The following is an 18,087-nucleotide window of genomic DNA, read 5'->3' on the forward strand; positions in this document are numbered from 1 at the left end:
GATGCAACTCATGACAGACGCACTCAAGCGCCTCTCCGACGAGGGCGTGGCGATCTGGCTCGACGACCTGTCGCGCAAGCGGATCACGTCCGGCAATCTGGCCGAGCTGATCGACCAGAGCCATGTCGTCGGCGTCACCACCAACCCGTCGATCTTCCAGAAGGCGATCTCCTCCGGCGACGGTTACGAGCAGCAGCTCACCGACCTCGCCGCCCGCAAGGTCACCGTCGAGGAAGCGCTCCGCATGATCACGACGGCGGACGTCCGCGACGCCGCCGACATCCTGCGCCCGGTCTTCGACGCCACCGGCGGCCAGGACGGCCGGGTCTCCATCGAGGTGGACCCGCGTCTGGCGCACAACACCACCGCCACCACCGCCGAGGCCAAGCAGCTGGCCTGGCTGGTGGACCGGCCGAACACGCTCATCAAGATCCCGGCGACCAAGGCCGGTCTGCCGGCGATCACCGAGACGATCGGCCGGGGCATCAGCGTCAATGTGACGCTGATCTTCTCGCTGGAGCGCTACCGCGCGGTCATGGACGCCTACCTGGCGGGCCTGGAGAAGGCGAAGGCCGCGGGCCTGGACCTCTCCAAGATCCACTCGGTGGCCTCGTTCTTCGTGTCCCGGGTGGACACCGAGATCGACAAGCGTCTGGACGCCATCGGCTCGGACGAGGCGAAGGCGGCCAAGGGCAAGTCCGCGCTGGCCAACGCGCGGCTGGCCTACGAGGCGTACGAGGAGGTCTTCTCCTCCGACCGCTGGGCGGCCCTGGACAAGGCGCAGGCCAACAAGCAGCGTCCGCTGTGGGCCTCCACCGGCGTCAAGGACCCGGCGCTGAAGGACACGCTGTACGTCGACGAGCTGGTGGCGCCGAACACGGTGAACACCATGCCGGAGGCGACGCTGGACGCGGTGGCCGACCATGGCGAGATCACCGGTGACACCGTCTCCGGCGGCTACGACCAGGCGCGCGCCGACCTCGACGCGATCAAGAAGCTCGGCATCTCGTACGACGACGTCGTGCAGGTGCTGGAGGACGAGGGCGTCGAGAAGTTCGAGGCGTCCTGGAACGACCTGCTCAAGTCGACCGAGGCGGAGCTTTCGCGCCTCGCCCCCTCGGAGGGCTGACCACTTTGTCTGCTGTTCCCGGAGCCAACCCGCTCCGTGACGCACAGGACCGACGGCTCCCGCGTATCGCGGGGCCGTCGGGCCTGGTCATCTTTGGCGTCACGGGCGATTTGTCCCGTAAAAAGCTGATGCCTGCCGTCTACGACCTGGCCAATCGCGGCCTGCTTCCGCCGGGCTTCTCGCTCATCGGTTTCGCGCGCCGCGACTGGGAGGACGAGGACTTCGCGCAGGTCGTCCACGACGCCGTCAAGGAGCACGCCCGTACGCCGTTCCGCGAGGAGGTCTGGCAGCAGCTCATCCAGGGGATGCGCTTCGTCCAGGGCAACTTCGACGACGACGAGGCGTTCGAGACCCTCAAGGCGACCATCGAGGAGCTCGACAAGGCACAGGGGACGGGCGGCAACTTCGCCTTCTACCTCTCCGTGCCGCCGAAGTTCTTCCCCAAGGTCGTCCAGCAGCTGAAGAAGCACGGCCTGGCCGACCAGAAGGAGGGCTCCTGGCGGCGTGCCGTCATCGAGAAGCCGTTCGGTCACGACCTGGCCAGCGCGCAGGAGCTCAACCAGCTCGTGCACGACGTCTTCCCGCCCAACGAGGTCTTCCGGATCGACCACTACCTGGGGAAGGAGACGGTCCAGAACATCCTGGCGCTGCGGTTCGCCAACACGATGTGGGAGCCGATCTGGAACCGGTCCTACGTCGACCACGTACAGATCACGATGGCCGAGGACATCGGCATCGGCGGCCGGGCCGGCTACTACGACGGCATCGGCGCCGCCCGCGACGTCATCCAGAACCACCTGCTCCAGCTGCTGGCGCTGACCGCGATGGAGGAGCCCGGCTCCTTCCACCCGAAGGCCCTGGTCGCCGAGAAGCTCAAGGTGCTCACCGCCGTCGAGCTGCCCGAGGACCTCGGTGCGCACACCGTGCGCGCCCAGTACGAGCACGCCTGGCAGGGCGGCGAGGAGGTCCTCGGCTACTGCGAGGAGGACGGCATCGACCCCAAGTCGACGACCGACACCTACGCGGCGATCAAGCTGACGATCAACAACCGCCGCTGGGCGGGCGTGCCGTTCTACCTCCGGACCGGAAAGCGGCTCGGCCGCCGGGTCACGGAGATCGCGGTCGTCTTCAAGCGCGCCCCCTATCTGCCCTTCGAGTCGAGCGCGACCGAGGAGCTGGGCGGCAACGCGCTGGTCATCCGGGTCCAGCCGGACGAGGGCGTCACCGTGCGCTTCGGCTCCAAGGTGCCCGGCACCTCGATGGAGGTCCGGGACGTCACGATGGACTTCGCGTACGGCGAGTCGTTCACGGAGTCCAGCCCGGAGGCGTACGAGCGGCTCCTCCTGGACGTCCTGCTCGGCGACGCCAACCTCTTCCCCCGCCACCAGGAGGTCGAACTCTCCTGGACCATCCTCGACCCGATCGAGGAGTACTGGGAGAAGCACGGCAAGCCCGCGAAGTACGCGGCCGGCACCTGGGGTCCGGCCGAGGCCGACGAGATGCTCGCACGTGACGGACGGAGCTGGAGGCGGCCATGAAGATCGATCTCACGGAAACCACGTCCAGCAAGATCAACCAGGCGCTGGTCTCGGCCCGCCGGGCGATCGGCACCCCCGCCATCGGCATGGTGCTCACGCTGGTCATCGTCACCGACGAGGAGAACGCGTACGACGCGCTCAAGTCGGCCGGTGACGCCTCCCGCGAGCACCCCTCGCGGATCATCGCGGTGATCAAGCGGGTCAGCCGCTCGCCGCGGGCCCGCCGGGACGCCCGGCTCGACGCCGAGGTCCGGGTCGGCTCGGACGCCGGGACCGGCGAGACGGTCGTCCTGCGCCTCCACGGCGAGCTGGCCAACCACGCCCAGTCGGTGGTCCTGCCGCTGCTGCTGCCGGACGCCCCGGTCGTGGTGTGGTGGCCCGAGGACGCCCCCGCCGACCCGGCGAAGGACCCGCTCGGGGCGCTGGCCCAGCGCCGGATCACCGACACCTACTCCGCCGAGCACCCGATCGAGGAGCTGGCGGTGCGGGCGGCGACGTACAGCCCCGGCAGCACCGATCTGGCCTGGACCCGGATCACGCCGTGGCGCTCGATGCTGGCCGCCGCACTGGACCAGCAGCCGGCCGAGGTCATCGCCGCGACCGTCGAGGGCGAGAGCGACAACCCGAGCTGCGAGCTGCTGGCCATGTGGCTCGCGGACCGGCTCGGCGTCCCGGTGGAGCGCACGCTCTCCCAGGGCCCCGGCCTCACCGCGGTCCGGATGGAGACGAAGAGCGGCGTCATCGTCCTGGACCGGGCCGACGGCTCGCTGGCCACGCTCTCCATGCAGAACCAGCCGGACCGCGCGGTGGCGCTCAAGCGCCGGGACACCTCCGAGCTGCTGGCGGAGGAGCTGCGCCGGCTCGACCCGGACAACACCTACGCCTCGGCGGTGAAGTTCGGCGTCGACAAGCTGCACGCGGGCGGCGAGGTCACGGCCAAGCCGGTCGAAGGCGCCGCGGACAAGGCGGACAAGGCGGACCAGGCCGCCGAGCCCAAGGCTCCCGCCGCGAAGAAGGCCCCGGCCAAGAAGGCGGCCTCCAAGTGACACCTCCTCAACTGGTCGTCCACCGCGACAAGGAGCTGATGGCCCAGGCCGCGGCGGCCCGGCTGATCACGAGGATCGTGGACGCCCAGGCCTCCCGGGGCCATGCCTCGGTGGTGCTGACCGGCGGGCGCAACGGCAACGGCCTGCTGGCCGCGCTCGCCGCCGCGCCCGCCCGGGACGCGGTCGACTGGTCGCGGCTGGACCTGTGGTGGGGCGACGAGCGGTTCCTGCCCGAGGGCGACCCGGAGCGCAATGTCACCCAGGCCCGTGCGGCGCTGCTCGGCGCGGTGGATCTCGACCCGGCCCGGGTGCACGCGATGCCCGCGTCGGACGGCCCGTACGGCGACGACGCGGATGCCGCGGCGGCCGGTTACGCCGCCGAACTGGCCGCCGCCGCGGGTCCCGAGGACCACGGCCCGGTGCCCACGTTCGACGTGCTGATGCTGGGCGTCGGCCCGGACACGCATGTGGCCTCGCTCTTCCCGGAGCTGCCCGCGGTACGGGAGACCGAGCGCACCGTCGTCGGTGTGCACGGGGCTCCCAAGCCGCCGCCGGTGCGCGTCTCGCTCACGCTGCCGGCGATCCGCGCGGCGCGCGAGGTGTGGCTGCTGGCCGCCGGCGAGGACAAGGCGGAGGCCGCGGCCATCGCGCTGTCCGGGGCCGGGGAGATCCAGGCCCCGGCGGCGGGTGCGTACGGCCGCAGCCGCACGCTGTGGCTGCTCGACGCGGCGGCGGCCTCGCAGCTGCCGCGCGCACTGTATCCGCCCGCCTCCGCCTGAGCGTTCACCCCCGAAGGCCCGGTCCGCTTCTCCTTGGCGGTCCGGGCCTTCGTCGTGAAAGGCTCGCGCCATGGTGCATATCGGAACCGTGGTGATGGGTGCGACCGACGTGGGCAGGGCGGCCGCTTTCTGGAAGGCGGCGCTCACCTACACCGAGCGCGAACCGGGCACGGACGACTGGGTGGTGCTGGTCCCGGTCGAAGGGCCCGGCGTCGGCGTGTCGCTGGGGCGCTCCACCTCCCCCGTGCAGGAGGTCCCCCGGGTCCACCTCGATCTGTACTCCGACACCCAGGAGGCCGAGGTGGAGCGGCTGATCGGGCTCGGGGCGACCAGGGTCGCGTGGGAGCTCTATCCGCCGGACCCGGACTTCGTGGTGCTCGCGGACCCCGAGGGCAACCGCTTCTGCGTCATCGACACGACGCACGGCGGCTGACCTGCCTCAGACGTCCTTCGGCGGCCGCTCCAGGAAGGGCTCCAGCAGCCCGGGGACGGCCTCGGCGGCGAAGGTGAGGCCCTCGGCGGCGTCGGTGTCGTACGCCGTGTACGCGCCCCCTCCGGCGGCCGTGGTGGCCGTGATGGTCAGCAGTCCGGCCCGGCGCTGGAAGACCGACTGCTTGACCGTCCAGCCGATCACGCCGGCCCGCTCCAGAGCGGCCGTGGAGCGGCGGACCGTGCCGGAGCGGGTGACCAGATAGCGGCCGGAGAGCGTGTGTCCGAGCGCCCGGTACGCGTCCAGGGCGAGCACCACCGCCACCGGGACGGCCACCACCGCACAGCCGAGCGCGATCCACAGCAGCACCGGCGTGAGCAGCGCCCCGAGGAGCGTCAGGACCAGGACCGGGCCGAGGACCGCGGCGAGCGACCAGCGCAGCCGTCGGCCCCGGGCGGCGCGCGGGTGCGGGGTGAGCGCGGCGCCGGTCGGGGTGTCCGTCTCGCGCAGGACGTCGGCGGCGACGGCGTCGGCCCGGGTCCGGGGCGCGGCCGGGAGCAGGGTGTTGTGGTCGGCGTTCCTGGCCTCCTGGTCCTTGGCGAGGCCGGTGGTGATGGCGTCGAGGCGGGCCGCGCCGAGCAGCCGGACACCCAGCGGCTCGACCAGGTCGACGCCGCGCAGCCGGGCCTCCTCGACGGAGATGGACCGGGAGGTGAACAGTCCGCGCCGGACCCGCAGGGTGCCGCCCGGTTCGCGCTCCAGGCGGTAGTTCCACCACATCTCGATCCAGAGGCCGAGCGCTCCGACGACGCCCGCGACCAGGGCGGCCAGGACCAGGACGATGACCACCCAGAGCAGCGGGGTCTCCCGGAAGCGGTCGCCGACCCACTCGATGACCTGGCCCTGGGCCCCGACCCAGTCGCTGACCTGCATCACGGCCCCGGCGGCCGCCCCGCCGAGCATGGGGGCGACGAAGGAGACCGGGGCGTAACGGATCCAGCGGGGGTCCAGGACGGCCAGTTCGCCCTCGCGGTGGACGCCGGGCGGTGCGGTGGCGGCGCGCTCCAGGAGGAGGCGGCGCAGCCGTTCGCCCTCGGTGCGGGTCACCGGGTCCAGTTCGAGGGTGGACTCGGAGCCCTGTTCGCCGGTGCCGATCCTGACGGTGACCAGGCCCAGGAGGCGCAGCAGCAGGTTGGCGGTGAGGTCGACCGTACGGATGCGGCTGCGGGCCAGGGAGCGGCGCTTGACGAGCAGCAGGCCGGTGTGGAGGTCGACGCGCTCCTCGCCGATCCGGTAGCGGGTGCGGTGCCAGCGGACCCGGTCGGCGCCCGCCGCGGCCCCGACGACCAGGGCGGCTCCGGCGAGCACCTGGAGCACGGCGACGGGGAGGCTGAACCAGCGGGTGAGCCCGAGCGTGACGGGGATGGCCGCGCCCGCGACGACCCCCGCCACGACGAGGGCGGTGACCAGGACCGTACGGGGGTCGAGGCGGTGCCAGTCGGCGGGCGGGGCGACGGTGCTCATGTGGCGTCGCCGGGGGTGTCGCGGGTGATCCGGGTGAGCTGCCCGGCGAGGTCGGCGGCGACCTCGTGGTCCAGCCCGGCGATCCGTACCGCGCCCTTGGCGGAGGCGGTGGTGACCGTGACGGTGGCAAGCCGGAAGAGCTGCTCCAGCGGGCCGCGCACGGTGTCCACGGTCTGGATCCGGGACATCGGGGCGATCCGCCACTCCTGCCAGAAGAACCCGGTGCGGACGTACACCGCTTCCTCGGTGACCTCCCAGCGGTGCGTACGGAACCACCACAGGGGGAAGAGGACGGCGGCCGCCGTGCCCGCCACGGCCAGGACCGCGGCGGGCAGCAGCAGCCAGAAGCGGGCGGGCCCGATCAGCGCGCCCAGCACCGCGAGCGGAACGACGGGCACGGCCGTCAGCAGCAGCCACTGGACCCGCCACCAGCCGACGGCCCGCTCGTTCAGCGTGTTGCGCGGCGGCCGCAGCACCACCGCCGTCCCCTCCCCCTGTGGCATCGGCTCAGCGCCCGCGCAGCGTGCGGTAGGCGTCGACCAGGGCGGCGGTGGAGCTGTCGAGCTGCCCGGCGTCCGCGCCGCCGTCACCGGTCAGCAGCGGTTCGATCTTCTTGGCGAGGACCTTGCCCAGCTCGACGCCCCACTGGTCGAAGGAGTCGATGTTCCAGATGGCGCCCTGGACGAAGACCTTGTGCTCGTAGAGCGCGATGAGCTGGCCGAGGACCGAGGGGGTCAGCTTGTCGGCGAGGATCGTCGTCGTGGGGTGGTTGCCCCGGAACGTCTTGTGCGGGACCAGTTCCTCGGGCACGCCCTCCGCCCGGACCTCCTCGGGCGTCTTGCCGAAGGCCAGGGCCTGGGTCTGGGCGAAGAAGTTGGCCATCAGCAGGTCGTGCTGGGCGATCAGCCGGGCAGCAGGTCGTGGACCGGGGCGGCGAAGCCGATGAAGTCCGCCGGGATCAGCTTGGTGCCCTGGTGGATCAGCTGGTAGTACGCGTGCTGCCCGTTGGTGCCGGGCGTGCCCCAGACGACCGGCCCGGTCTGCCAGTCCACGGGGTTGCCGTCGCGGTCGACGGACTTGCCGTTGGACTCCATGTCGAGCTGCTGGAGATAGGCGGTGAACCGGGAGAGGTAGTGGCTGTAGGGCAGCACCGCGTGCGACTGGGCGTCGAAGAAGTTGCCGTACCAGACGCCGAGGAGGCCGAGGAGGAGCGGGGCGTTCTCCTCGGGCGGTGCGGTGCGGAAGTGCTCGTCGACGAGGTGGAAGCCGTCGAGCATCTCGCGGAAGCGGTCCGGGCCGATGGCGACCATCAGCGAGAGGCCGATCGCCGAGTCGAAGGAGTAGCGGCCGCCGACCCAGTCCCAGAACTCGAACATGTTGGCCGTGTCGATGCCGAACTCCTCGACCTTCTCGGCATTGGTCGACAGGGCCACGAAGTGCCGGGCGACGGCGTCCTGACCGGCCTTCAGCTCGGTCAGCAGCCAGTCCCGGGCGGAGGTGGCGTTGGTGATGGTCTCGATCGTCGTGAACGTCTTCGAGGCGATGACGAACAGCGTCTCGGCCGGGTCGAGGTCGCGGACGGCCTCGTGCAGGTCGGCGCCGTCGACGTTGGAGACGAAGCGGACGGTGAGCGCGCGGTCCGTGAAGGAGCGCAGCACCTCGTACGCCATGGCGGGGCCGAGGTCGGAGCCGCCGATGCCGATGTTGACGATGTTCTTGATCGGCTTGCCGGTGTGGCCGGTCCACTGCCCGGAGCGGATCTTCTCGGCGAAGCCGGCCATCCTGTCCAGGACGGCGTGCACGGCGGGGACGACATTCTCACCGTCGACCTCGATCACCGCCTCGCGCGGGGCGCGGAGCGCGGTGTGCAGGACCGCCCGGTCCTCAGTGGTGTTGATCTTCTCGCCGCGGAACATCGCGTCCCGCAGCTCCGCGACCCCGGTGGCGGCGGCGAGCTCGCGCAGCAGGCGCAGCGTCTCGTCGGTGACCAGGTGCTTGGAGTAGTCGAGGTGGAGGTCGCCGACCCGGAGGGTGTAGGCGGTGCCGCGGTCCGGCTGCCGTGCGAACAACTCGCGCAGCTGGGGGGCGCCGAGCCCCTCACGGTGCTCGGCGAGAGCCGTCCACTCGGGCGTCTGGTTGAGCTTGGTTCGGCTTGCTGCGTTCATCCGGGATATCAGCCCACTTCTCACTCGTCATCAGCATCCCCGCTGCCCCACAAACCTAATTGATCGAGGAGCCGGACGGCGTGGAGGAGGGCGGTGGCGCGGAACGCGATACGGCCGGACACCCGTGAGGTGTCCGGCCGGTGAAACGACTGGGTGGTCCGTGGAGCCGTACCGCGGTGGGGTCTCAGATCTCGCCGCGGAGCTTGGCCAGCGCCTCGGCGAGGATCGCCTCGCCGTCCTCGTCGCTGCGCCGCTCGCGTACGTACGCCAGATGCGTCTTGTACGGCTCGGTGCGGGGCGGGTCGGGCGGGCTGTCCTTGTCCTGGCCTGCCGGGAAGCCGCAGCGCGGGCAGTCCCAGATGTCCGGCACCTGCGCGTCATGGGCGAAGCTCGGCTGCGTCTCGTGCCCGTTCGAGCACCAGAAGGAGATGCGGGCGCGCGGCGCGGACTCGCCCCGCTCCGCCTCCCCCATCGGCCCCGCTCCGACCCGGCTTCCCCGGATCGCGTTGCCACTTGCCACGGTCGTAACTCCCTGCGTGAGTCGAGCGATGCCCCAGTCTACGTAAGGCCCAACGCGCGTCCAGTGGAAGGAGTTACACCGTCACCGGCAGGCGCGGACGACGGTCAGCTGTCCAGCTTGACGAGCAGACCGAGTACCACGACGCACGCGAACCAGACCAGACCGACCACGACGGTGATGCGGTCGAGGTTACGTTCCGCGACGGAGGAGCCACCGACGGAGGACTGCATTCCGCCACCGAACATGTCGGAGAGGCCGCCGCCCTTGCCCTTGTGCATGAGCACCAGCAGCATCAGCAGCAGGCTGAAGACGATCAGAGCGATCTGGAACGCCAAAACCACGGCTGGTCCCTACTTTCCGGAATTCTTGACTACTGCCTGTACGTACAGCGGGGGCCGCAGGGGTGGCAACCCCCTCGGCCCCCGCAAGGGTACGACGGATCGGCGCTACCGCATACTCACTGGTCGCGGAAGCGGACGATCTTGACGAACTCGTCGGCGTCCAGCGCGGCGCCGCCGATCAGTGCGCCGTCCACGTCGGGCTTGGCCATGATGGCCGCGACGTTGCCGGACTTCACCGAGCCGCCGTACTGGATACGGACGGCGTCGGCCAGTTCCTGCGAGTACAGCTCGGCCAGCCGGCCGCGGATCGCGCCGCAGACCTCCTGGGCGTCCTCGGGGGTGGCGACCTCGCCGGTCCCGATGGCCCAGACCGGCTCGTAGGCGATCACGATGGACTCGGCCTGCTCGGCCGGGATGTCCTTCAGGGCGCCGTCGAGCTGCGCGAGCGTGTAGGAGACCTGGTCACCGGCCTTGCGGATGTCCAGGCCCTCGCCGACGCAGAGGATCGGGGTCAGGCCGTGCTTGAAGGCGGCCTTCACCTTGGCGTTGCAGATCTCGTCGCTCTCGCCGTGGTACTGGCGGCGCTCGCTGTGGCCGACGGCCACGTAGGTGCAGCGCAGCTTGGCGAGCATGGGGCCGGAGATCTCACCGGTGTACGCGCCGGAGTCGTGCGCCGAGATGTCCTGGGCGCCGTACTTGATCTTCAGCTTGTCGCCGTCGACCAGGGTCTGCACGGTGCGCAGGTCGGTGAAGGGCGGCAGGACGGCGACCTCGACGTCCTCGAAGTCCTTGTCGGCCAGCGCGAAGGAGAGCTTCTGGAGGTGGGCGATGGCCTCGAGGTGGTTGAGGTTCATCTTCCAGTTGCCCGCCATCAGCGGGGTGCGGGTGGTCATGAAAGGTCAGTCCTCCAGTGCGGCGAGCCCGGGAAGCGTCTTGCCCTCGAGGTATTCGAGGCTCGCGCCGCCACCGGTCGAAATATGTCCGAAAGCATTCTCGTCGAAGCCCAGGATGCGGACGGCCGCGGCGGAGTCGCCACCGCCGACGACGCTGAAGGCCGGGGAGTCGACGAGCGCCTGGGCGACCGCGCGGGTGCCGTCGGCGAAGTCGGGGTGCTCGAAGACGCCCATCGGGCCGTTCCAGAAGACGGTGGCCGCGTCGGCGAGCTTCGAGGCGTAGAGCTTGTTGGTCTCCGGTCCGTTGTCCAGCCCCATCTGGCCGGCCGGAATGGCGTCGGCGGCGACGGTGGTGGGGTTGGCCGGGGCCTTGGTCCTCAGGTCGGGGAAGGCGGGGGCGACCACGACGTCGACGGGCAGGACGAACTCGACGCCCTTCTCCTCGGCGCGCCGCAGGTACTCCTGCACGGCCGGGATCTGGTCCTCCTGGAGCAGCGAGCTGCCGACCTCGTGGCCCTGGGCCTTGAGGAAGGTGTACGCCATGCCGCCGCCGATCAGGATGCGGTCGGCCCGCTCCAGCAGGTGGTCGATCACCCCGAGCTTGTCGGAGACCTTGGCGCCGCCGAGGACGACCGCGTACGGCCGCTTCACATCGGTGGTGAGCTTCTTCAGGACGCCGACCTCGGTGGCGATGAGGTAGCCCGCGTAGTGCGGCAGCCGGGCCGGGAGGTCGAAGACCGAGGCGTGCTTGCGGTGCACGGCGCCGAAGCCGTCGCCCACGTAGACGTCGGCGAGCTCGGCCAGCTGATCGGCGAAGGCGCCGCGCTCGGCGTCGTCCTTGGAGGTCTCGCCGGCGTTGAAGCGGAGGTTCTCGATGACGGCGACCTGGCCGTCGGCGAGGCCGGCGACCGTGGCGCGGGCGGACTCGCCGACCGTGTCGGTGGCGAAGGCGACGTCGGCGCCGAGGAGTTCGCCCAGGCGAGCGGCGGCGGGCGCCAGTGAGAAGGCCGGGTCCGGGGCGCCCTTGGGGCGGCCGAGGTGCGAGGCGACGACGACGCGCGCGCCGGCCTCGGCGAGCTTGGCGACCGTCGGGAGGACGGCGCGGATACGGCCGTCGTCGGTGATCGTGGTGCCGTCCAGCGGCACATTGAGGTCGGCGCGGACGAATACCCGCTTGCCCGCGACCCCTTCGGCGAGAAGTTCGTCGATCGTCTTCATCTGTTCCGTTTACTCCTTGGAAGGACCGATGAGCATGCTAAGGGGCTCGCCCGGCGCGTCGTTGCGCCGGGCGAGCCCCTCAGCTCACATCGATGTGCCTGCCGACCCGAGGATCAGAGCTGCTCGCCGACGAAGACCGTGAGGTCGACGAGGCGGTTGGAGTAGCCCCACTCGTTGTCGTACCAGCCGAGGATCTTCACCGAGTTCCCCTCCTGGACCATGGTCAGGGAGGAGTCGAAGGTGCAGGACGACGGGTCGCCGACGATGTCCGAGGAGACGATCGGGTCCTCGGTGTACGTCAGGAAGCCCTTGAGGGCGCCGTCGTCGGAGGCCTTCTTGAACGCGGCGTTGACCTCGTCCTTGGTGACCTCGCGCTGGAGGGTGACGACCAGGTCGGTGGCGGAGCCGGTCGGGACCGGGACGCGCATCGCGATGCCGTCGAGCTTGCCCTTGAGCTGCGGGAGGACCAGGGCGGTGGCCTTGGCGGCACCGGTGGTGGTCGGGATGATGTTCTCGGCGGCGGCGCGGGCACGGCGCAGGTCCGAGTGCGGGAAGTCCAGGATCCGCTGGTCGTTGGTGTACGCGTGGACCGTCGTCATCAGGCCCTTGACGATGCCGAAGTTCTCGTCGAGAACCTTGGCCATCGGCGCCACACAGTTGGTGGTGCAGGAGGCGTTGGAGATGACGTTGTGGTTGGCCGCGTCGTACTGGTCCTGGTTGACGCCCATCACGATGGTGATGTCCTCGTCCTTGGCCGGAGCCGAGATGAGGACCTTCTTGGCGCCGCCCGCGATGTGCTTCTCGGCGTCGGCCTTCTTGGTGAAGATGCCGGTCGACTCGATGACGATGTCGACGCCCAGCTCACCCCAGGGGATGTCGGCCGGGTTGCGCTCCGAGAGCACCTTGATGGTGTGACCATCGACGGTGATGGTGTCGGCGGTGTGGCTCACCTCTGCCTTGAGACGACCCAGAATGGTGTCGTACTTCAGCAGGTGGGCCGTGGTCGCAGTGTCACCCAGGTCGTTGACAGCCACGATCTCGATGTCCGCACCCTGCTCGAGCAGCGCGCGGAAGTAGTTGCGACCGATGCGGCCGAAGCCGTTGATGCCTACGCGGATCGTCACGAACCGATCTCCTCGTTAGGTACGCCGGTTTTCGACGCCGGCGAGTTGTATAGGGATGTCCCCGACCGCTTCCGACCCTACCTCTCCACGGGCTCGGGAGTGACATCGAGAGGGCCCTTGCGCGCCACCGGACACGGCCGGAGGCCCGTACTCGCCAGTAGGAGCACGGACCTCCGTCACGCCCGCCGGGACCTGGGTCCCGGCGGGTCCGGGACCAACGTCCCGCACTCGCCGCCGAGTCGGCAGGTCAGCCGACCAGGCCGTCGGCGAGCTCGTCGCTGAGCGTCGACTCGGTGCCGGGGATGCCCAGATCCTGGGCCCGCTTGTCGGCCATCGCCAGCAGCCGGCGGATCCGGCCGGCCACCGCGTCCTTGGTCAGCGGCGGGTCGGCGAGCGCGCCCAGCTCCTCCAGCGATGCCTGCTTGTGCTCCATGCGCAGCCGTCCGGCGGCGGCGAGGTGCTCGGGGACCTCCTCGCCGAGGATCTCCAGCGCCCGCCCGACCCGGGCCCCGGCGGCGACCGCCGCGCGGGCCGAGCGGCGCAGGTTCGCGTCGTCGAAGTTGGCGAGCCGGTTGGCCGTGGCGCGGACCTCGCGCCGCATCCGCCGCTCCTCCCAGGCGAGCACCGCGTCGTGCGCGCCGAGCCGGGTCAGCAGGGCGCCGATCGCGTCGCCGTCGCGGACCACCACCCGGTCCACGCCGCGCACCTCGCGGGCCTTGGCGGCGATGGAGAGCCGGCGGGCCGCGCCGACCAGCGCGAGGGCCGCCTCGGGGCCCGGGCAGGTGACCTCCAGCGAGGAGGAGCGGCCGGGCTCGGTGAGCGAACCGTGGGCGAGGAAGGCTCCGCGCCAGGCGGCCTCGGCGTCGCAGGTGGCCCCCGAGACCACCTGCGGGGGCAGCCCCCGGATCGGACGGCCGCGGCCGTCCACCAGACCGGTCTGGCGGGCCAGCTGGTCGCCGCCCGCCACCACCCGCACGACATAGCGCGAGCCGCGCCGCAGCCCGCCGGGGGCCATCACGATCAGCTCCGAGCTGTGCCCGAAGATCTCCAGGATGTCGCGCTTGAGGCGGCGGGCGGCGTTGCCGGTGTCCAGCTCCGCCTCGATCACAATCCGGCCGCTCACCAGGTGCAGCCCGCCCGCGAACCGAAGAATCGCCGAGACCTCTGCTTTCCTGCAGCAGGTCCGGGTGACGGGAAGATGAGAGATTTCGTTCTTCACCGCTGGCGTCATCGCCATGGGCCGATCCTTCCATGCATCCGAAAAATACGGTCGTACGCGGCGGCCAACAGCTCCTGATCATGGACCGGAACGCCGTCGGGCGATGCCACCGGCGCCAGCTCGACCGCGGCTCCGAGCCGTTCTGCGGCATCGGCGAGGGACTCACGGTCGGGCACGGCGGCCTCATCGGCCAGCACCACGTCCAAGGCGAGTTTAGGGGCGTGTCGTCCCAAAACCTCCAAATGACGCTGCGGTGAGAAGCCTTCTGTTTCACCGGGCTGGGGCGCGAGGTTCAGCGAGAGGACCTTGCGGGCCTTCGTGGTGACCAGCGCGTCGAGCAGTTCCGGCACGAGCAGGTGCGGGATCACGGAGGAGAACCAGGAGCCGGGACCGAGCACCACCCAGTCGGCGTCCAGGACCGCTTCCACGGCCTCCGGGACGGCCGGCGGGTCGGGCGGGACCACGTGCACGGACTGCACCTCGCCGGGCGTGAGCGCCACGGTGGCCTGGCCGCGCACGGTGACGATCGCGTCGGGCAGGTCGGGGTCGTGGCCCTTGACCAGCGCCTGGAGCTCCAGCGGGACGGCCGACATCGGCAGCACCCGCCCGTGCGCGCCGAGCAGCTTGCCGACCAGGTCGAGCGCCTGGACAGGGTCGCCGAGCTGTTCCCACAGGGCCACGATCAGCAGATTGCCGACCGCGTGTTCGTGGAGGTCGCCCTTGGACTCGAAGCGGTGCTGGATGACCCGGGACCAGGTGCGGCCCCAGTCATCGTCGCCGCACAGCGCGGCGAGCGCCTTGCGCAGGTCGCCGGGGGGCAGTACGCCCAGCTCCTCGCGCAGCCGGCCGCTGGAGCCGCCGTCGTCGGCGACGGTGACCACGGCCGTGAGGTCGCCGGTGATCCGGCGCAGCGCCGCCAGGGACGCCGAGAGACCCATACCGCCGCCGAGCGCGACGACCTTGGGCTGGGCACCGCGCTTGCGGCCCGAGAGCGCCGAGGTGGCGCGGCTCAGGCGCCGCATCCGCAGATTGCGTCCGGTCACTCTCGCCCCATGTCCCGGTGCACGAGGACGGTCTCGACGCCTTCGGCGGCGAGGCGGGCCGAGAGCTTCTCCGACATGGCGACGGAACGGTGCTTGCCGCCGGTGCAGCCCACCGCGATGGTGACGTAGCGCTTGCCCTCGCGGCGGTAGCCGGCGGCGATCAGCTGGAGCAGTTCGGTGTACTGGTTGAGGAATTCCTTGGCGCCCGGCTGGTCGAAGACATAGTCGGAGACCTCCGGGTTGACGCCGGTGAAGGGGCGCAGCTCGGGGACCCAGTGCGGGTTGGGCAGGAAGCGGCAGTCGACGACCAGGTCGGCGTCGACCGGCAGGCCGTACTTGTAGCCGAAGGACATCACCGTGGCCCGCAGCTCCGGCTCCGACTCGCCCGCGAACTGGGCGTCCATCTTGGCCCGCAGCTCGTGCACGTTGAGGCTGGAGGTGTCGATGACCAGGTCGGCGTCGCCGCGCAGCTCGCGCAGCAGGTCGCGCTCGGCGGCGATGCCGTCGACGATGCGCCCGTCGCCCTGGAGGGGGTGCGGGCGGCGGACGGACTCGAAGCGGCGCACGAGGGCGTCGTCGGAGGACTCCAGGAAGACGATCCGCCGGGTGACGTGCTTGGCCTCCAGGTCGGCGAGGGATTCGCGGAGGTTGTCGAAGAAGCGCCGGCCGCGCACGTCGACGACGACCGCGATCCGGGCCACGTTGCCCTGCGAGCGGGCGCCGAGCTCCACCATGGTGGGGATCAGCGCGGGCGGCAGGTTGTCGACGACGAACCAGCCGAGGTCCTCCAGACACTTGGCGGCGGTGCTGCGGCCGGCGCCCGACATCCCGGAGATGATCACCAGCTCGGGGATGGCCGCCTCACCCGTCTCGTTCGGGGTGTTCGTACTCACGTCTGCTGCTCCGTCTGCTCGGTCTGCGGTGTTCTGTGCGGTCTCGTGGCTGTTCTCGGTCATGAGCTGCCCCCGTCGTCCTCTTCAATGATCTCTCCTGTGGCCGTGTTCACGGCAGGCGCCGCGGGAGCGGTCGAGGCGAGGGCCACGGCCACCGATTCCGCCGTCCTTCGCCCTATCCCGGGAACCTCGCAGATCTCGTCGATTGTCGCCTGCCGGAGCTTCTTCACCGAGCCGAAATGCTTGATCAGCGCCTGCTTCCGGGTCTCGCCGAGGCCGGGGACGTCGTCGAGGGGGCTGGAGCGGATGCGCTTGGCGCGTTTGGCGCGCTGGTAGGTGATGGCGAAGCGGTGGGCCTCGTCCCGGACGCGCTGGAGGAGGTAGAGGCCCTCGCTGGAGCGGGGCAGGACCACGGGGTCGTCGTCACCGGGGAGCCAGACCTCTTCGAGGCGCTTGGCGAGTCCGCAGACGGCGATGTCGTCGATGCCCAGCTCGTCCAGGGCGCGCCGGGCGGCGGCGACCTGCGGCTGTCCGCCGTCGACGACGACGAGCTGCGGCGGGTAGGCGAACCGCTTGGGCCGGCCGTCGTCCTCCCGGGGCTCGCCGTCCTCGGCGGCCGGGGCGACGGCGGGGACGGGGCCGGTGGCGGCGGGCCCGGCGGCCGGGGCGTCCGCCGGTTGCTCCTCCCACTCCCCCGTGCGCTCCTTGTCCTGGAGGTAGCGCTTGAAGCGGCGGCCGATCACCTCGTGCATCGAGCGGACGTCGTCCTGGCCCTCGAAGCCCTTGATCTGGAAGCGGCGGTACTCGCTCTTGCGGGCGAGGCCGTCCTCGAAGACCACCATGGAGGCCACCACGTCGTCGCCCTGGAGGTGGGAGATGTCGTAGCACTCGATGCGCAGCGGGGCGGTGTCCAGGCCGAGCGCCTCGGCGATCTCCTCCAGGGCGCGGGAGCGGGTGGTCAGGTCGGAGGCGCGCTTGGTCTTGTGCAGCCCGAGCGCCTGCTGGGCGTTGCGCTGGACGGTGACCATGAGGTCCTTCTTGTCGCCGCGCTGCGGGATGCGCAGGCTGACCTGGGAGCCCCGGCGCTCGGCGAGCCACTGGGAGACCGCTTCGGTGTCCTCGGGCAGGGCGGGGACCAGGACCTCCTTGGGGACGGCGTCGCCGCGCTCCTCCCCGTACAGCTGCTGGAGGGCGTGCTCGACGAGGCCGGAGGTGTCGACCGCCTCGACCTTGTCGGTGACCCAGCCGCGCTGGCCGCGCACCCGGCCGCCGCGTACGTGGAAGATCTGGAGGGCGGCCTCCAGCTCGTCCTCGGCGACGGCGATCAGGTCGGCGTCGGTGGCGTCGGCCAGGACGACGGCGCTCTTCTCCATGGCCCGCTTGAGGGCCTCGGCGTCGTCGCGGAGGCGGGCGGCCCGCTCGTACTCCATCTCCTCGGCCGCCTGCATCATGTCCTTCTCCAGGCGGCGGATGTAGGTGCCGGTGCGCCCGGCCATGAAGTCGCAGAAGTCCTCGGCCAGCTCGCGGTGTTCCTCGGGGGTGACCCGGCCGACGCAGGGGGCCGAGCACTTGCCGATGTAGCCCAGCAGGCAGGGGCGGCCGGTGCGCGCGGCGTTCTTGAACACCCCGGCGGAGCAGGTGCGGACGGGGAAGACGCGGAGCATCAGGTCGACGGTCTCGCGGATCGCCCAGGCGTGGCCGTACGGACCGAAGTAGCGCACGCCCTTCTTCTTGGCGCCGCGCATGACCTGGACGCGGGGGAACTCCTCGTTGAGCGTGACCGCGAGATACGGATAGCTCTTGTCGTCGCGGTACTTGACGTTGAACCGGGGGTCGAACTCCTTGATCCAGGAGTACTCCAGCTGGAGCGCCTCGACCTCGGTGGAGACGACCGTCCATTCGACGGAGGCGGCGGTGGTGACCATCGTGCGCGTCCGCGGATGGAGGTTCGCCAGGTCCTGGAAGTAGTTGGCCACGCGCTGGCGCAGGTTCTGGCCTTCCCGACGTAGATCACCCGGCGGTGCTCGTCGCGGAATTTGTAGACCCCCGGGGAGTCGGGGATCTGTCCCGGCTTGGGGCGGTAGCTGGAGGGGTCTGCCATGTCTCACACCCTACTTGCGGGCGGTGACAGTGCGTCGTCCTCGGGTGGTGCCGGGGGTGGTGCCGCGCTCCGGGGTGCCGTGGGGTGTTCGCACCCCGGAGCGCGGGTCCGCGGGTCCGGTCGA

15 protein-coding genes and 2 pseudogenes are annotated in these 18,087 nt (G+C 70.9%); 5 read left to right on the forward strand and 12 right to left on the reverse strand.

Annotated features, from left to right (window positions below; all coding sequences use genetic code 11):
- Positions 1-10: 10 nt before the first annotated feature.
- The 5 genes from tal to ACSMXR_RS06915 all read left to right on the forward strand — a co-directional run bounded on the left by tal (position 11) and on the right by ACSMXR_RS06915 (position 4,925).
- Entirely contained in the window at positions 11-1,129 is a 1,119-nt protein-coding gene (gene tal, locus ACSMXR_RS06895) for a transaldolase (protein ID WP_137233826.1), read from the forward strand.
- Positions 1,130-1,134: 5 nt separating this feature from the next.
- Positions 1,135-2,667 carry a glucose-6-phosphate dehydrogenase gene (gene zwf, locus ACSMXR_RS06900; RefSeq protein ID WP_030078764.1) on the forward strand — a complete coding sequence of 511 codons (1,533 nt, stop codon included), beginning with the start codon at positions 1,135-1,137 and terminating at the stop codon, positions 2,665-2,667.
- Positions 2,664-3,713 (forward strand): glucose-6-phosphate dehydrogenase assembly protein OpcA, encoded by a 1,050-nt coding sequence (gene opcA, locus ACSMXR_RS06905; RefSeq protein ID WP_473171433.1) that lies wholly within the window; start codon positions 2,664-2,666, stop codon positions 3,711-3,713. The genes zwf and opcA overlap by 4 nt, the downstream gene beginning before the upstream one ends.
- On the forward strand, positions 3,710-4,492 hold the full coding sequence (gene pgl, locus ACSMXR_RS06910) for a 6-phosphogluconolactonase (protein ID WP_473171434.1): 783 nt from the start codon (positions 3,710-3,712) through the stop codon (positions 4,490-4,492). Before opcA ends, pgl begins: the two co-directional genes overlap by 4 nt.
- A 70-nt stretch (positions 4,493-4,562) precedes the next feature.
- Positions 4,563-4,925, forward strand: a complete 363-nt coding sequence (locus tag ACSMXR_RS06915; protein WP_473171435.1) for a VOC family protein — start codon at positions 4,563-4,565, stop codon at positions 4,923-4,925.
- A gap of 6 nt (positions 4,926-4,931) precedes the next feature.
- Here ACSMXR_RS06915 and ACSMXR_RS06920 read toward each other — a convergent pair whose 3' ends face one another.
- The 12 genes and pseudogenes from ACSMXR_RS06920 to uvrC all read right to left on the reverse strand — a co-directional run bounded on the left by ACSMXR_RS06920 (position 4,932) and on the right by uvrC (position 17,963).
- Positions 4,932-6,446: a PH domain-containing protein gene (locus ACSMXR_RS06920; RefSeq protein WP_473171436.1), complete on the reverse strand. Its 1,515-nt coding sequence runs from the start codon at positions 6,444-6,446 to the stop codon at positions 4,932-4,934.
- Complete coding sequence (locus tag ACSMXR_RS06925) at positions 6,443-6,949, reverse strand: PH domain-containing protein (protein ID WP_242740611.1); 507 nt, start codon at positions 6,947-6,949, stop codon at positions 6,443-6,445. Before ACSMXR_RS06925 ends, ACSMXR_RS06920 begins: the two co-directional genes overlap by 4 nt.
- Before the next feature lie 4 nt (positions 6,950-6,953).
- Positions 6,954-8,611: pseudogene (gene pgi, locus ACSMXR_RS06930) on the reverse strand (glucose-6-phosphate isomerase).
- A 184-nt stretch (positions 8,612-8,795) separates the two neighbouring features.
- A complete protein-coding gene (locus tag ACSMXR_RS06935; protein ID WP_078566397.1) occupies positions 8,796-9,131 on the reverse strand; it encodes an RNA polymerase-binding protein RbpA in 336 nt (111 codons plus the stop codon).
- A gap of 104 nt (positions 9,132-9,235) precedes the next feature.
- The gene (secG, locus tag ACSMXR_RS06940; protein ID WP_030078776.1) at positions 9,236-9,472 is read right to left on the reverse strand and encodes a preprotein translocase subunit SecG; all 237 of its coding nucleotides are present in this window, start codon (positions 9,470-9,472) and stop codon (positions 9,236-9,238) included.
- A 116-nt stretch (positions 9,473-9,588) separates the two neighbouring features.
- Positions 9,589-10,365 (reverse strand): triose-phosphate isomerase, encoded by a 777-nt coding sequence (gene tpiA / locus ACSMXR_RS06945; RefSeq protein WP_364881195.1) that lies wholly within the window; start codon positions 10,363-10,365, stop codon positions 9,589-9,591.
- Positions 10,366-10,371: 6 nt separating this feature from the next.
- On the reverse strand, positions 10,372-11,583 hold the full coding sequence (locus ACSMXR_RS06950) for a phosphoglycerate kinase (protein ID WP_473171437.1): 1,212 nt from the start codon (positions 11,581-11,583) through the stop codon (positions 10,372-10,374).
- Between the two features lie 113 nt (positions 11,584-11,696).
- Entirely contained in the window at positions 11,697-12,707 is a 1,011-nt protein-coding gene (gap, locus tag ACSMXR_RS06955) for a type I glyceraldehyde-3-phosphate dehydrogenase (protein WP_030078781.1), read from the reverse strand.
- A gap of 247 nt (positions 12,708-12,954) precedes the next feature.
- Positions 12,955-13,944: a DNA-binding protein WhiA gene (gene whiA, locus ACSMXR_RS06960; RefSeq protein WP_030078784.1), complete on the reverse strand. Its 990-nt coding sequence runs from the start codon at positions 13,942-13,944 to the stop codon at positions 12,955-12,957.
- Positions 13,935-14,969, reverse strand: coding sequence for a gluconeogenesis factor YvcK family protein (locus tag ACSMXR_RS06965; protein WP_137233818.1), 1,035 nt, complete (start codon positions 14,967-14,969; stop codon positions 13,935-13,937). Before ACSMXR_RS06965 ends, whiA begins: the two co-directional genes overlap by 10 nt.
- Positions 14,966-15,925: an RNase adapter RapZ gene (rapZ, locus tag ACSMXR_RS06970; protein ID WP_030627508.1), complete on the reverse strand. Its 960-nt coding sequence runs from the start codon at positions 15,923-15,925 to the stop codon at positions 14,966-14,968. Before rapZ ends, ACSMXR_RS06965 begins: the two co-directional genes overlap by 4 nt.
- Positions 15,922-17,963 (reverse strand): annotated as a pseudogene (gene uvrC, locus ACSMXR_RS06975) (excinuclease ABC subunit UvrC). Before uvrC ends, rapZ begins: the two are co-directional and overlap by 4 nt.
- Between the last annotated feature and the right edge of the window lie 124 nt (positions 17,964-18,087).

The sequence above is a fragment of the Streptomyces sp. DSM 106670 genome (genome assembly GCF_055792845.1).

Bases quoted from the DNA above. Each gene is read 5' to 3' on its own strand.
- tpiA (WP_364881195.1), bottom strand. From the start codon at position 10,365: ATGACCACCCGCACCCCGCTGATGGCGGGCAACTGGAAGATGAACCTC.
- rapZ (WP_030627508.1), bottom strand. From the start codon at position 15,925: ATGACCGAGAACAGCCACGAGACCGCACAGAACACCGCAGACCGAGCA.
- tal (WP_137233826.1), top strand. From the start codon at position 11: ATGACAGACGCACTCAAGCGCCTCTCCGACGAGGGCGTGGCGATCTGG.
- ACSMXR_RS06950 (WP_473171437.1), bottom strand. From the start codon at position 11,583: ATGAAGACGATCGACGAACTTCTCGCCGAAGGGGTCGCGGGCAAGCGG.
- ACSMXR_RS06925 (WP_242740611.1), bottom strand. From the start codon at position 6,949: ATGCCACAGGGGGAGGGGACGGCGGTGGTGCTGCGGCCGCCGCGCAAC.
- whiA (WP_030078784.1), bottom strand. From the start codon at position 13,944: ATGGCGATGACGCCAGCGGTGAAGAACGAAATCTCTCATCTTCCCGTC.
- opcA (WP_473171433.1), top strand. From the start codon at position 2,664: ATGAAGATCGATCTCACGGAAACCACGTCCAGCAAGATCAACCAGGCG.
- ACSMXR_RS06920 (WP_473171436.1), bottom strand. From the start codon at position 6,446: ATGAGCACCGTCGCCCCGCCCGCCGACTGGCACCGCCTCGACCCCCGT.
- ACSMXR_RS06915 (WP_473171435.1), top strand. From the start codon at position 4,563: ATGGTGCATATCGGAACCGTGGTGATGGGTGCGACCGACGTGGGCAGG.